Origin of the sequence: Rhodococcus globerulus (genome assembly GCF_019334125.1) — a bacterium.
Classification (GTDB): domain Bacteria; phylum Actinomycetota; class Actinomycetes; order Mycobacteriales; family Mycobacteriaceae; genus Rhodococcus_F; species Rhodococcus_F globerula.
Genome location: NZ_CP079698.1, coordinates 1,045,703 through 1,058,735, shown reverse-complemented (window position 1 = coordinate 1,058,735; position 13,033 = coordinate 1,045,703). Strand labels below are relative to the sequence as shown.

The 13,033-nt window shown below is 64.0% G+C and carries 9 protein-coding genes; 4 read left to right on the top strand and 5 right to left on the bottom strand.

Annotation, left to right across the window (positions count from 1 at the left end; genetic code table 11):
- Nucleotides 1–8: 8 nt before the first annotated feature.
- Both KYT97_RS04695 and KYT97_RS04690 read left to right on the top strand, forming a co-directional pair.
- Nucleotides 9–608 (top strand): DUF3090 domain-containing protein, encoded by a 600-nt coding sequence (locus KYT97_RS04695; RefSeq protein WP_033231930.1) that lies wholly within the window; start codon nucleotides 9–11, stop codon nucleotides 606–608.
- 3 nt (nucleotides 609–611) lie between these two features.
- Nucleotides 612–1,418, top strand: coding sequence for an SCO1664 family protein (locus KYT97_RS04690; protein WP_033231931.1), 807 nt, complete (start codon nucleotides 612–614; stop codon nucleotides 1,416–1,418).
- A gap of 11 nt (nucleotides 1,419–1,429) precedes the next feature.
- On the opposite strand, the gene KYT97_RS04685 is transcribed toward KYT97_RS04690, so the two are convergent.
- Nucleotides 1,430–1,873 carry a MarR family winged helix-turn-helix transcriptional regulator gene (locus tag KYT97_RS04685; RefSeq protein ID WP_033231932.1) on the bottom strand — a complete coding sequence of 148 codons (444 nt, stop codon included), beginning with the start codon at nucleotides 1,871–1,873 and terminating at the stop codon, nucleotides 1,430–1,432.
- An 87-nt stretch (nucleotides 1,874–1,960) separates the two neighbouring features.
- Between KYT97_RS04685 and KYT97_RS04680 the strand changes: the two genes are divergently transcribed.
- A complete protein-coding gene (locus KYT97_RS04680) occupies nucleotides 1,961–4,090 on the top strand; it encodes an MMPL family transporter (RefSeq protein ID WP_219111845.1) in 2,130 nt (709 codons plus the stop codon).
- A 10-nt stretch (nucleotides 4,091–4,100) separates the two neighbouring features.
- Nucleotides 4,101–5,342: a cysteine--1-D-myo-inosityl 2-amino-2-deoxy-alpha-D-glucopyranoside ligase gene (gene mshC / locus KYT97_RS04675; protein WP_219111844.1), complete on the top strand. Its 1,242-nt coding sequence runs from the start codon at nucleotides 4,101–4,103 to the stop codon at nucleotides 5,340–5,342.
- A 57-nt stretch (nucleotides 5,343–5,399) separates the two neighbouring features.
- On the opposite strand, the gene KYT97_RS04670 is transcribed toward mshC, so the two are convergent.
- The 4 genes from KYT97_RS04670 to KYT97_RS04655 all read right to left on the bottom strand — a co-directional run bounded on the left by KYT97_RS04670 (nucleotide 5,400) and on the right by KYT97_RS04655 (nucleotide 13,016).
- The gene (locus KYT97_RS04670) at nucleotides 5,400–5,804 is read right to left on the bottom strand and encodes a hypothetical protein (RefSeq protein WP_219111843.1); all 405 of its coding nucleotides are present in this window, start codon (nucleotides 5,802–5,804) and stop codon (nucleotides 5,400–5,402) included.
- A 104-nt stretch (nucleotides 5,805–5,908) separates the two neighbouring features.
- Nucleotides 5,909–10,084, bottom strand: a complete 4,176-nt coding sequence (locus KYT97_RS04665) for a TIGR02680 family protein (RefSeq protein WP_219111842.1) — start codon at nucleotides 10,082–10,084, stop codon at nucleotides 5,909–5,911.
- Nucleotides 10,081–11,511 carry a DUF2398 family protein gene (locus tag KYT97_RS04660; RefSeq protein ID WP_033231936.1) on the bottom strand — a complete coding sequence of 477 codons (1,431 nt, stop codon included), beginning with the start codon at nucleotides 11,509–11,511 and terminating at the stop codon, nucleotides 10,081–10,083. Before KYT97_RS04660 ends, KYT97_RS04665 begins: the two co-directional genes overlap by 4 nt.
- Nucleotides 11,508–13,016 (bottom strand): TIGR02677 family protein, encoded by a 1,509-nt coding sequence (locus KYT97_RS04655; RefSeq protein ID WP_051730313.1) that lies wholly within the window; start codon nucleotides 13,014–13,016, stop codon nucleotides 11,508–11,510. The genes KYT97_RS04660 and KYT97_RS04655 overlap by 4 nt, the downstream gene beginning before the upstream one ends.
- Nucleotides 13,017–13,033 lie beyond the last annotated feature (17 nt).

Sequence of the window (13,033 nt, the reverse complement as noted above, 5' to 3'; positions counted from 1 at the left end):
GAGGTGCAATGTCGCGCGCGATTCACGTATTTCGCACCCCTGACCGATTTGTCGCAGGGACCGTGGGAGAACCCGGTGACAGGTCTTTTTATCTCCAAGCCGTGCACGAGGCGCGAGTAGTGAGCGTGCTGCTCGAAAAGCAGCAGGTTCAGGTACTGGCAGACCGGATGGGTCTACTCCTCGAAGAGGTACATCGCCGTTTCGGCACCGAGGTTCCGCCGGAAGCCGGTGATATCACCGACCTCAGTCCGCTTGTTACTCCGTTGGATGCCGAATTCCGGGTCGGGACGATGGGTTTGGGCTGGGATGCAGATGCCGGCGCCGTTGTGGTGGAACTTCTTGCAGTGAGCGAAACCGAGTTCGACGAGTCGGTCGTGCTCGACGATTCGGACGACGGACCCGACGCGGTCCGCGTGTTCTTGACTCCGGAGCAGGCGCGCGAATTCTCACTGCGATCCGAGCGAGTGATTGCCGCCGGCCGTGCGCCATGTCCGCTGTGCGGCGAACCCCTCGCTCCGGACGGACATATCTGTGTCCGGACCAACGGATATCGCCGCGGTGATTCGTTCGGGTTCGCGATCGACGACGCCGACACCGACGAGGACTGAGCGGTGTCGAGCTCGCCTGGCCCTGATGTCCAGCTCGAAGGTGAGCTGACGGTGATCGGTCAGATCACCACTGCCAGCAACGCAACTTTGGTCTGCGACGCTGTTCTCGGCGACGAGTCGATGCGGGTCGTCTACAAGCCGGTGCGCGGCGAGCGCCCGTTGTGGGACTTCCCGGACGGCACCTTGGCGGGGCGCGAAGTGGCGTCGTATCGGGTGTCGGAGGCGCTGGGGTGGGGTGTCATCCCGCGAACAGTGTTGCGCGACGGACCTTTTGGGCCAGGAATGGTGCAGAAATGGATCGACACCGTCGACCGCCACGCTGACGTGCTCGGTACGCCGGACATCGTCGATCTCTGCAGCCCGGACAATGTCCCGTCAGGATGGTTCGAGGTTCTTCAGGCGTTCGATTCTGCGGGGGAACCGGTTTCGCTCATTCACGCCGATGATCCGCGGCTTCAGCGGATGGCAGTGCTCGATGTCCTCATCAACAACGCGGATCGCAAGGGTGGTCATGCACTCGAAGGGATCGACGGCTCCGTCTACGGCGTGGATCACGGAATCTGCATGCACACGGACAACAAACTACGCACTGTCCTGTGGGGATGGGCAGGCCAACAAGTTCCCGGGCCCTTGATCGCGGATGTCGCGGAATTTGCGGCAACTGTCGACGGCAGTTTCGGTGATGAACTGTCGGAACTGGTTACCGACGACGAAATTGCGGCGCTGGCGCAGCGGGCGCGTGAGCTGACGTTGTCAGCAGTCATGCCTGTGCCGAACGGGCATCGAACGATCCCGTGGCCGGCTTTCTAGTTTTCGTTGTACTAGTTTTCGTTGTACTTGGGATTGAGTTCCGGTGACCGAACCAGCCGTAGTAGCTGTTCGCGCAATGCCGACACATCTCCGGCGCCGAAGGCCAGAGCGGCTTCGTCCTTTTCGAGTTCGAGTAGGCGTTCATAGGTCGCTTGCCCGGACGCCGTGATGGCTATGAGGCGTCGTCGTTCGTCGCGCGGATCGGTATCCCGGGTGACGTAGCCGGCACGCTCGAGGCGATCGACGGTCCGACTCATGGTCTGGTCGGTTACCCGAGCCTTCTTGGCGATGTCTCGCTGCGACGCGGGGGACATGGCGATGGAATGTAAGACGATAAGTCCGGCGTGCGTCATGTCCTGGCTGCGTAGGACCTGCTCCCACGAGTGTTCGACGAGGCGCGCCGCAGTCGACAGCAAGCGGCCTGTCGGCCAGTTTTCGAGCCCATCCTCGGTCACGCTCCTGCCTTCCGTTTGCAATTGTTCAGCTTGCTGAACAAAATAGGGGACCATCACGCATCAGCCAAACCGAACTCTGGAGAAACCGTGAGCACACCCACGAGTACGCGTCGTCGCCTGAGATGGATTGTGCCAGCTCTGCTGGTAATCGGCTGGTTGGCTATCGGCGGCTTCGGTGGACCGTTTGCCGGAAAACTGAGCACAGTGCAGCAGAACGACAACACGTCCTTCCTGCCCGCATCGGCGGAAGCGACCGAGGTCGGCAAGCTCCAGGAAGGTTTCACCGACACACGATTTGTTCCGGCGATCATCGTCGCAGAACGTTCGGGTGGGCTGCAGGGCGGCGACAGTGCCTTCCTGACGGACACGGTCGCAGAGTTTGTCGGAACCGAAGGATTCGGTGACGCGAGCTCGCCCGCGATTCCGTCGGCGGACGGTCAGGCGTTGCAGCTGTTCCTCCCGATCGACAGCACAGTCGAGGTCAAGACCTCGGTGAAGGAACTGCGTGCCGCGCTCGAATCCGCGCCGGAGGGAATGACCGTCCTGGTGACCGGTCCGGCCGGTCAGGTCGCCGACTTGTCCGCCGCTTTTGCGGGCATCGACGGTCTCTTGTTGCTGGTGGCCGGATCAGTGGTGATTCTGATCTTGATCGTGGTGTATCGCAGTCCCATCCTGCCGTTCGTGGTTATTCTCTCGGCGGTCTTTGCGCTCGGCTTGTCGAGTCTGTTGGTGTACGCGCTGGCCGACGCCGACGTCATCGCGTTGAACGGTCAGAGCCAGGGCATTTTGTTCATCCTGGTGTTCGGCGCCGCGACAGACTATGCGCTGCTTCTGGTCTCACGCTATCGCGAGGAACTGCGCATCGAGCAGGACAAATACTCGGCGATGCGGGTGGCGTGGCGTGCCACGCTGGAACCCGTCGCAGCGTCAGCCGGTACCGTGATCGCGGGCGTTCTGTGCCTGCTGTTGTCGGATCTGAACTCGAACCGCGGATTGGGACCCGTCGCGGCCATCGGTATCGCCGCATCGTTCCTCGCATCGATGACGTTCCTGCCTGCCATTCTCGTATTGTTCGGCCGTACCGCGTACTGGCCGACCAAGCCGAAATTCGACGCCGACGTCGCCCACCACGACGAGGCAGACGATCACCGTTTCTGGGCCGGACTTGCCGCTCGCATCGGGCGGCATCCGCGTCGTTTCTGGGTGGCGTCGACGCTGGTGCTGGTGATCTTCGCGCTGATGATGCCGCAGTTCAAGGCCAGCGGAGTGGCGTCGTCTGACGTCTTTCTGCTCGAGGTCGACTCGGTTGCGGGTCAGGAGATTCTCGGCGAGCATTTCGACGCCGGATCAGGTTCCCCGGCGATTGTGATCGCTGATGCAGACCAGATGGATGCCGTTGTCGCGGCAAGCCGAGTCGACGGCGTCAGTGACGTCACTGTTGTTCAGAACGGGGGAGTGCCGCTTGTCGTCGACGGCCGTGTCTCGCTCGAGGCGACGCTGACCGATGCCGCTGATTCGATCGAGGCCGAAAACACGATTGTGCGACTACGTGATTCAGTCCACTCCGTCGAGGGGGCCAACGCCTTGGTCGGTGGTGTCACCGCTACGGATCTCGACACCAAGACCACGTCGACGCGCGACCGCACGCTGATCATCCCGGTGGTAGTGCTCGTGGTCTTCGCGATCCTCGCGCTGTTGCTTCGATCACTCCTTGCGCCGCTGCTGCTCATGGGCACCGTAGTGCTCTCTTTTGCTGCGACACTGGGTATTTCGTCGCTCGTATTCGAGCATGTCTTCGGATTCCCCGGCGCAGATCCGGTGGTGCCGTTGTTCGCGTTCGTGTTCCTCGTCGCACTCGGGATCGATTACAACATCTTCCTGATGACCCGGGTTCGGGAGGAGGCACAGAAGATCGGTACACGGGCAGGCGCGCTCCGGGGACTGACCGTCACCGGCGGCGTCATCACCTCAGCCGGAGTTGTTCTGGCAGCAACCTTCTCGGCGTTGGCTGTGATTCCGCTGTTGTTCCTCGCGCAGATTGCCTTCATCGTTGCGTTCGGTGTGCTGCTCGACGCGTTGATTGTCCGATCACTGCTGGTCCCGGCGTTGACGTACGACATCGGGCAGAAGATCTGGTGGCCGAGCAAGCTGGCGTCCACGCCGGAACCGACACCGGATCAGCCAGCACCTTCCGAGCCCTCGACCAGTCTCCACTAGGCTCGCCAGTATGCAGTCTTGGTCCGATACCGCACTCCCGTCCGTACCCGGTCAGGGGCCGCCGTTGCGGCTGTACGACACGGCCGACCGTCAGGTTCGTCCAGTCACCCCCGGGGAGACCGCCACGATGTACGTCTGTGGCATCACACCGTACGACGCGACCCACCTCGGGCACGCCGCCACGTACCTCACCTTCGACCTCGTGAACCGTATCTGGCGCGACGCCGGACACGACGTTCACTACGTCCAGAACGTGACCGACGTGGACGACCCGCTCTTCGAACGCGCCAACCGCGACGGTGAAGACTGGGTTGTTCTCGGAATGCGCGAGACGGCGCTCTTCCGGGAAGACATGGAGGCGCTGCGCGTGCTTCCTCCCAAGGACTACATCGGCGCTGTCGAATCGATCAACGAAGTTGTCGAACTCGTCGAGAAGTTCGTCGCATCCGGCGCGGCCTACATCGTCGACGACGCCGAGTTCCCCGACGTCTACTTCCGGGCCGACGCCACCGAACAGTTCGGTTACGAGTCCGGCTACGACCGCGAGACCATGGAGAAGTTCTTCGCCGAGCGCGGCGGCGATCCGGATCGCGCCGGCAAGCGCAATCCGCTCGACGCACTGGTGTGGCGGGCTGTGCGCCCGGGTGAGCCGTCCTGGCCGTCACCGTTCGGACCGGGCCGCCCCGGGTGGCACATCGAGTGCGCGGCTATCGCACTCAACCGCATCGGCTCGGGTTTCGACCTCCAGGGCGGCGGCAGCGACCTCATCTTCCCGCACCACGAGTTCTCGGCAGCGCACGCCGAATGTGCCACGGGTGACCGTCGTTTCGCGCGTCACTACGTTCACACCGGCATGATCGGTCTGGACGGCGAGAAGATGTCGAAGAGTCGCGGCAACCTCGTGTTCGTCTCGAAGCTTCGTGGCGAAGGGGTCGACCCCGCAGCGATCCGTCTTGGACTGCTGTCCGGCCATTACCGTCAGGACCGGGCGTGGACCGAACAGGTCCTCGAGGATGCGCAGGATCGTCTCAAGGTGTGGCGTGCTGCCGCGGCCCTGAGTTCCGCTGCGTCCGTCACCGACACAGTTGCACGGTTGCGTCAGCATCTCGCCGACGACCTCGACACCCCGAAGGCTCTTGACGCCCTCGACGGTTGGGCGCGTCGTGCACTCGAAGGTGGCGGATCCGACGCACAGGCACCGGGCGAGTTCGCCGATGCCGTCGACGCCCTGTTGGGGATTTCGCTGCGCTGATGTATTAGCTGTGCGCCTTTGTCAACCGCGGGCGGTTAACAAAGGCGCACAGTGCTTTCACGGGCACGCCGGCGTCACCATGTCGTAGATCTCGTCGACCTGGGCTTGGGTCGGGATAACGCCGTTGTGTTCGGCCTGATCGCGGATTTCGTCGCTGACTTGTTGCTCCGAGGCACCATCGGCGATGTCGTCGCACGTGTCGAGGACGATCTCTTTGATGTCCTCATCGTCTCGATCCTGTGAAAGATCCGGGTAGCGGGTGCGAAATGCGACAACAAATGCAGTCAGTTTTCCCTGATCAACAGTGCTCATATCGCCCGTAGCGGTATCGGCGGGCATTCGCATGGTTTCTTGACCGGTGGCGTGACCGTTGCCCTGGTTCTGGTCACCGTCGTCGTTTCCGCAGGCGCACATCATCGACGCTGCGCCCGCGATCATGATTGTCGCGATGGCTTTCTTCATGTCGTCTCCGCTCGCAAGTTTCGGCCCATGGATGAAAAGCGCGGGTGGTGCGGTGGTACCCAACCCGGGCGCTTCCCATTCCATCGACCTCGAGGCGCACAGTGCTAGGCGTAGTCGAGCGCACCCTCGGCCGGGGTGGGTACCCTACGGCGCAGCGGAGATCCGAGCGCTCTGGCCAAGTCCGTTCCGTCGTGTTCGGCGAGCAGTTCACCGTTCGACCACACCAGCAGCGCGGCACTGACGGCTTGCTCGGCCGTCGAGTGAGCCAGGTCGTAGTGTGCGCACCCGGGGACGTCGGCATACGTGATCCAGAGGTCGTATCCCGTCATGAAGAGGTCGAGATCGAACTGGACGCTCAATCCCAACAACTCGCTTCGACCGTTGTCGTCGACGCCGGCAAATGCCTCGTCGAGTGCAAGTAGCCGCGGCGCATGCGGATCGGCCGAATCGAGCATGACGTGCGCTGCCGCGAAGAGTGGCAGATGCAGCGACACCGACTGCTCGCCGCCGGACAGCGCGCTGTGCCGAGCGACGGTGAGTCGATCTTCTTTGCCTTCGCCGCTGATGAGGGTGAAGGAGAAGAACCGCCACTGCCGGTAGTCGAGTGCCGACGACAGGATCTCCGGGTACGACCGCTCGGGATGCGCCGCCCGGGCAGTGCGAATCTGCGTCGCAAAATGTGCGCGCAGTGTCGCCAACTCGTCCACGCCCAGCGCCGACGCGTCTCGATCGAGCAGTTTGGAGATGGCGCGGGAGCTGTCGTCGAGGTTGTCGGCCAGAACCCAGTGGACGCCGATGGTGTTGCCGGACGACATGTGCCGCTCGCGCATCTCGGTGCCCATTTGCGCGATGAGTTCGCGGGCGTCGACGGTACGCTCGTGGATCTGTTGGGCCAGACCGGTGAGCAGTGCATCTTCGAGAATGCGACGCTCGGATTCGGTGAGCAGTTGCTCCTGATCTCCGCGTGCTTCGTGGATGCGGGTTGCGAACTCGCCGATCGAAGAGTGTCCCTGCTCGTCCTGCACGCGGACGACGGTGAGCCCGTCTGGTGCGTCCCACTGCAGGCGGTAATCCTGGCCGGCGGCAGCAAGTTGGGCGTCGAATTCCTGCAGCGCGGACGTCAGGGCAGTGCGGGTCGCCTTGCGGGCGCCGTCCGTGACGCGAACCGTCGAGGTTGCCGCGTCGAGTGCCCGGTACAGCTTGTCCACGTCTTCGGGCAGTACCGGAGGGTGCGGGGCGTCGTCGGTGCGGTCCTCGTTCTGGATCCGGTAGACGAGTTGATCGGGGCTCATCCACGCCGCGGAACTGGCAGGCCAACTCAGCGGTTCGGTGATGCCGAGCAGCTCGAGCAGATCGGGTCGCGCGTACGGCGCGAGTTGCTCTGCGTCGCTACGCGTTTCGGTGAGGGTGTGCCGCAAGGTCTCGACGGCGGTGTTGTAGGCGCCTTCGGCGGTGCCGATGTGAAGCACGGCCGCGTCGTAGGCCTTACGGGCGGCGCGTTGGTCGACTTTGCATTCCTCGATCTTTGCGCGCGCCTTGGCGAGGTCGAGATCGATTTGCTCGGCACTCGCGCCGAGGGTGTCGCGCAGGGTTTCCAGGCGTTGGACCTGCTGGAGCAGACTCTCCTCCGCGATGGCCGCTTCTTCGGCAAATTCCTCGGCGTTGGTGCGTGACTCGTCGAGGCGGTCGATCGATTCGCGTTCGAGTTCCACTTCTTTGGCGTACTCGCGTCGGCATCGCAGGGCGACGTCGCCTTGCTTCTCGAAGTGACGGATCGCCGCCGCCAACGAGTCGAGTTCCCGGCCGGCGTGCGGGGTGCGATGCGTCGACGCCGTCGAGCGCAACTGCTTTTCCTTGGCCGCGAGATCCGCTATCGCCGCATCGAGTTCACGCTGCGCGCTGTCTGTTGCTTCGGACCGTGTGCGCAGAGCGCCCGCCGATTCGGCGACGGCTTTGAGCGCGCGCAGAATCGAGCCGGTCTTGGGGAGTTCCTTTGCGGCCGCGGCAAGTTGAGCCAACTGCTCGTTTGTGTGCGCCACGAGTGCTGTGCCGGTGTCGATTGCCGTGGCAAGTTCGTCGAGGGCAACGTCGATTTCGGCGATCCGGGCAGCGCGACGACGCGCGCGGGCCGTTGTACCGATGTACTCGGCATCGGTCTTGACGTGCCGTCCGTGGACAACACCCTGCCAGAATCGGCCGTCGACGCCGATAGCAACTGCGGCGGTGGTGGTGTCCGCGTTTTCGACCAGGCTGATCGAGGCGAGAATTCCCCTGACCTGTGCGTCGGGGACGTCGGAGTTGCCCTCGACCTCGAGGACATCGGCGAGGGTGCGTCCCTTGGGCCGCTGCTTTGTCGGGAGTGCTGTGAGGAATTGCTCGCTGACGAATTCGGGCAGTTGCTCGCCTGGCACTACCCAGCCGTCCAACATGTTTGCCGCTTGTAGTGCGGATTCGATTCCCGTGGCCACGTCGGGTTCGACAGACTCGGCGAACCGAACAAGGCTCCAGAAGGGCGCACCTGGCAGGTCCTTGCGGCTGTCGGTGCGGGCGTGGAATGCGGGCGGAGCATCGTCGTGCTCGGCCGAGACGGCCTTGCGTTCGGCTTTCAGTGCGGTGACGGAGGCGCGGGCGGCTGAGATTTCCGCTTCCGCACTGCGTCGACGCTCCCGCAACGCTTCGATTCCGGCCTCGGTGTGTTCGGCGAGTACGGCAGCCAGCGTCGGGGCGTCTTCGTCACCGACTGCCGACAGTGCACCGTCCAGTGCATCGAACAGTGAGGTATCGGCGCCGGCAGCGGCGTAGCGCTCCGAATGCCCGGTCCACCACGAGCGAAGGCCGGTCGCACATTCACTGCGAGCCAATTCGACGGCGGCTTCGCCCTCGAGGACCGCAGCTTTGGCTGATTCCAGCAGTTCTTGGCCACGACGCGACGAATTCTCGGCGCGGGTCCGCTCAGTGGTGGCTTTCTCCACGGTGGCGAGGGCGGCGCGCACAGCACGAACGTCTCCGTCGCGCTCTTCGGCGTGGCCACGCACGGCAGCGGTGATCTGATCGCTGCGGGAACCGTCCGGCAGCGGTGTCCAGACGATACCGGCGTCTTCGGCGGCGACGCGCAGTTCGTCCTCGGCCCGCGAGAGTGCTTCGGCACCGCGGCGTACCGATGCGGTGGCCTTTTCGGCTTCGTCGCCGCGCTGCGCCAATGTTGCCTGCGCCTTGCGGGACTTGTCGGCCTGCTGCTCGGTGGACAGTTTCAGCGTTGCGACGGCCTGCGCGAGGTCGTCGAGCTGCTGCTTGCCTTCGTACGCGCTCGAGCGTTGCAGCGCTTCGACATTGGCGCGGGCGTGATCGAGTGCCTGTTCGGCGGCATTGAACCGTTCTTCGGCTGCTGTGCGCGCTTCTCGGCTCCGCAGCTGGGCAACAGCCGATTCGTCCATGGCGGCAACACCTTTGGTGACCGCGGCCAGACGGGCCCCGACCTGTTCGATCTCGCCCCGCGACTGCTGGCGCAGATACTTGGTGTAGACGCCGATGAAAGTCTGGGCCGCGCCGTCGGCAGCGGCCAGCCCCTCGAGCGCGCGGCCCACTTCTTCCATGTCGCTGAACGAGCGGGCAGCTTCGAGCACCAGTTGATCGTCGAGGGGGCGCAGCCCGTCGGTGAGTGCCTGCGAAAGACCCTTGGGGTCAAGGTTCTTCGCTAACTGCGGACGGCGCAGCGTCAGGATCAGGTTGATCAGCTGGTCGTAACGCTGCACGCCGAGGCCGAACATGCGCGCGTCGATGGCGGTGCGGTAGTCGAGGGGACGGTCCGTGATCGCGTCACTGCCCAGTTGCTCGGCCAACTGCTTCTTTGTCAGCGGGCGATCGTCGGCGCCGATCAGCGAGAAGTCGACACCAACTCGGCCGTCGGCGACGAAGTACCAGCGTGTGACCTTGTCGTTGGTTCGGCTCGCACGCATGCCGATGCCGACGGTGACGGCTTCGGGGTCGTCGAGTGAGCCGCGGCAGAACTCCATCCACACATAGGAGTGTGCGGTGTCCTGCCCGCGATAGAGCAGGTTCGACTTCATGGTGCGTTCTTCGCCGGCAAACGGATTGAGGCGACGCGGTTCGATGCGGCCGTCGAAGACAAACGGGAACAGCACCTCGAGTGCCTTGGTCTTGCCGGATCCGTTGGGTCCGCGCAGGACCAGGCGGCCGTCGGCGAAAGAGAATTCCTGGTCGCGGTAATCCCAGAGGTTGATGATGCCGGCCCGGGTAGGTCGGAAACGGGCGCTGTTCATGCGTTTTCTACCTCTGGTTCTTCTGTGCTGCCGGAAAATTCGGAACTGGGCTCGGGTGCGGAGTTGTCGACCGCAAAGTCGATGAGGGGATCGCGTTCGCGGACATTGACCACAACGTCGCGGTAGCGCGCGAGTACGGGCAGAACGAGCACTCCGCCGGGTACCGCGTGCGTCAGGCGCAGTCGCTGCAGCAGGCCGAGTGACTGTTTACGCAGTCCGTTGTGGTCTGCCTGCCACTGCGCCGCAAACGTTCGGCCGAACTGATCCACCAATTCGGTGATCTTGTCCGCCAGCCACGTGTCGTCGATCAGGGGATATGTCGCCGGTTCCTCGGGATCGGCAGGCTCCGCAGCAGGTTCGACCGGCTCGGCATCCTCGTCGGCAAGATCCTCGAAGATTCCGGCCTCGGGGATCGCCGCATCGAGTTGCTCGATGAGGTGGTCGTCGGACTCGGGAGGAAGCGGGAGTTTCGGCAGTTCCGGCGCGTCGACGTCGAGTATCCGGTCGGCGATTTCGCCGGCCAGCAGCAGTGCGACCTGGGCGATCGTGCCGGTGCTGGGAAAACGCACGTCAGACAGGCGCCCGGTGGGGTCGATCATCGCGATTCCCTCGGCCCGGCGCTCGGCCACCAGTCCGGTCAACATTTCGACGTCGGACGCGGTCTTGGGTTGGGCCAACGCGATCAGTTCATGCTGATCGAGTTCACCGGCCAACACCACTGGGCGTTCGACGAGAGCCCGACGCACTCGCCGCCCGATTGCCTTGGCGTCCACGGGAACCCCGTCTTCCTCAGCCGCCTGGGATGTTTCGGCAGCGAGGAGTCCGCGAATGGAATGCAGGTGCTGCAGCGCGCGCGGCGGGCGGAACAGTGCCACGACGACGGATCGGTCGATGTCGTAGAGCGCTTCTCCCGCTTCGGGATTGGATGCCCAGCCGTTGGCGTCACCGTCGGCGAGTGCGATGGCGCCGCGCACACCGAGCCAGCCGACGGCGTCGACAAACGCGTCGCGATCGGCACCGCGATCGGTAGACAGTTCGACGCCGTCCACCTGCGCGGCGTCGGCGGCCACGTGATCTGCCAACTCCGACAACGTGATCTGGTTGCCGGCGCGGCCCAATGCCGCGAGGCACAGAGCCAAATACGAGTACCGGGTGCGGTCGAACGTGCGCTCGGTTGCCGTCTGGGCGGGTGCCGACGGGTTGAGGCGATCGGAGACCGTGAACAACCGAGCCGTTGTCTCGGTGACCTCGAGGCGGTAACCGAAGAGGTCGAGGAGATCATCTCGCAGTTCGGTCGCCCACCGGCGCAGCAGTGGCAACGCCGCCCGATCCGGATACGACGTGGTGACCAGGTGATTCGACAGGATGACCCTTGCCGCGCGTTGATACGAATCGAGCGCAAGGGGAGTGATCTCGCGAGCTCTCATCGAACGCTGACCTCGATGCCGTCGAGGTGCATCCGGCCACGCGCGGTGGTGATGGTGGTGGAACCGTCCGACGGGCTCAGCGTCAATTTCACCCCGTTCTCGCTACCGGTGGAACTCTTGACGCGGCCGACCACCGGCACGCGGGCCGTGAGTGCGGCATTGAGCAAACTCAGCAAAACTTCGGTCTCCTGCTCGTTGAGCTCACGTTGATACACACCGTTGGTGGCCAGGGATTGTGCTGCGGCACTGCGGGTTCGCTGCGCCGCGAGCTGTTCTTCACGTAGTCGCCGGATGCTGCCGTCGTTACGGGCGACCTTGCTGGGCAGGCCGGGCGACGGTGGGCGCCCTGTTTCCGCCAGGGTGCGGGCGATCTCGACGGGCGGTGCCTCCCACCAGGATCGGTGGTGCGAGATGATGTCGGCGTCCGGGTGGACCATCGACAGGTGGCGCGGGCGACCGAGGTCGAACACGGCCTGGAACAGTGCATGAGCCGCGTCTTCGGACGGGGTGGCGGCAAACCACCCGGCGAGATGGCGCAGCTGACTTTCGCGGCTGACCCCGCCTCGACGGGTTTCCGTGACGCGGCGCAACAGAGCAAGCACTGCGGCAATCGCGCTCATGGTGCCTTCGCGCAGTCGCTCGGACTCGCTGATCCCGGTCTCGGCGGAGACGAACCACGCGGTCAAACCGCGCCAGCGGGCCATCCAGTCATCTTCGCGTTCGGCGATCGGAACGAACACTCGCTCGTCGCTGGCGGCAGCGAGCCGGATCATCCGGTCGACCCCCGTCGATTCGACGTGCTCGATGGCTTCCTTGAGTTTCGGGGCGTACCGCGCGAGGTCGGAGCTGAATTCGCGCATGTGCGTCAGCAGGGCGTCCTTGTGGTTCAGGAATGCCTGCGGCGTGACTTCCGTCGTCCGAACCAGATCGCCGAGCGTGAGATAGAAGTGCGCGGCACGATCGGCCATGTCGGACAGTGTCGAGTCGAGGCGTTTGAGTTTGCGGAAGATGAGGTCGCCGTCTGCCGTTCGATTCGCTTCGGCCAGTTCCGACATGTCGGCCAGAAGGTCCGCCAACGCCAGTCGTGAGAGGGACGAATTGTCGAGCCTGGCGGCAAGAACGTCCTCGACGGACCGGTACACCTGATACCCGGCCTGGCCGAACTGGTACACAAAATGGCGGTTCCGATACTCGGCCAACGACGCGGCGCGTGTGCCGTCGTAGCTGCGTTCGAGAATTTCCCACACGTGCAACTGGTCCAGCAGCGGCGCAATCTCGGTCGACGACAGCTGAGCGGCGGGATCCGAGCCACCGATCTTCTCGAGGATCTGAGCGACCGTCCCCGCATGGAGCAGGACTGTGTAATTGGCGCGGGCGTGGTCGAATGCGCGAAGTACCCACAGGTACTCGGCGCGCTTCTCGGCGACCGTGAACGAAAACAATTTCAGTCGATGGGTATCCGCGTACGCCGTCGCTACGCCCGCGATATGCGTTTCATTCACCATGACAGCGTAGGCGAGAG

Excerpts from the sequence above, each read along its gene's own strand:
- KYT97_RS04670 (WP_219111843.1), bottom strand. The coding sequence starts at position 5,804 with ATGAAGAAAGCCATCGCGACAATCATGATCGCGGGCGCAGCGTCGATG.
- KYT97_RS04665 (WP_219111842.1), bottom strand. The coding sequence starts at position 10,084 with ATGAACAGCGCCCGTTTCCGACCTACCCGGGCCGGCATCATCAACCTC.
- KYT97_RS04655 (WP_051730313.1), bottom strand. The coding sequence starts at position 13,016 with ATGGTGAATGAAACGCATATCGCGGGCGTAGCGACGGCGTACGCGGAT.
- mshC (WP_219111844.1), top strand. The coding sequence starts at position 4,101 with ATGCAGTCTTGGTCCGATACCGCACTCCCGTCCGTACCCGGTCAGGGG.
- KYT97_RS04695 (WP_033231930.1), top strand. The coding sequence starts at position 9 with ATGTCGCGCGCGATTCACGTATTTCGCACCCCTGACCGATTTGTCGCA.
- KYT97_RS04660 (WP_033231936.1), bottom strand. The coding sequence starts at position 11,511 with ATGAGAGCTCGCGAGATCACTCCCCTTGCGCTCGATTCGTATCAACGC.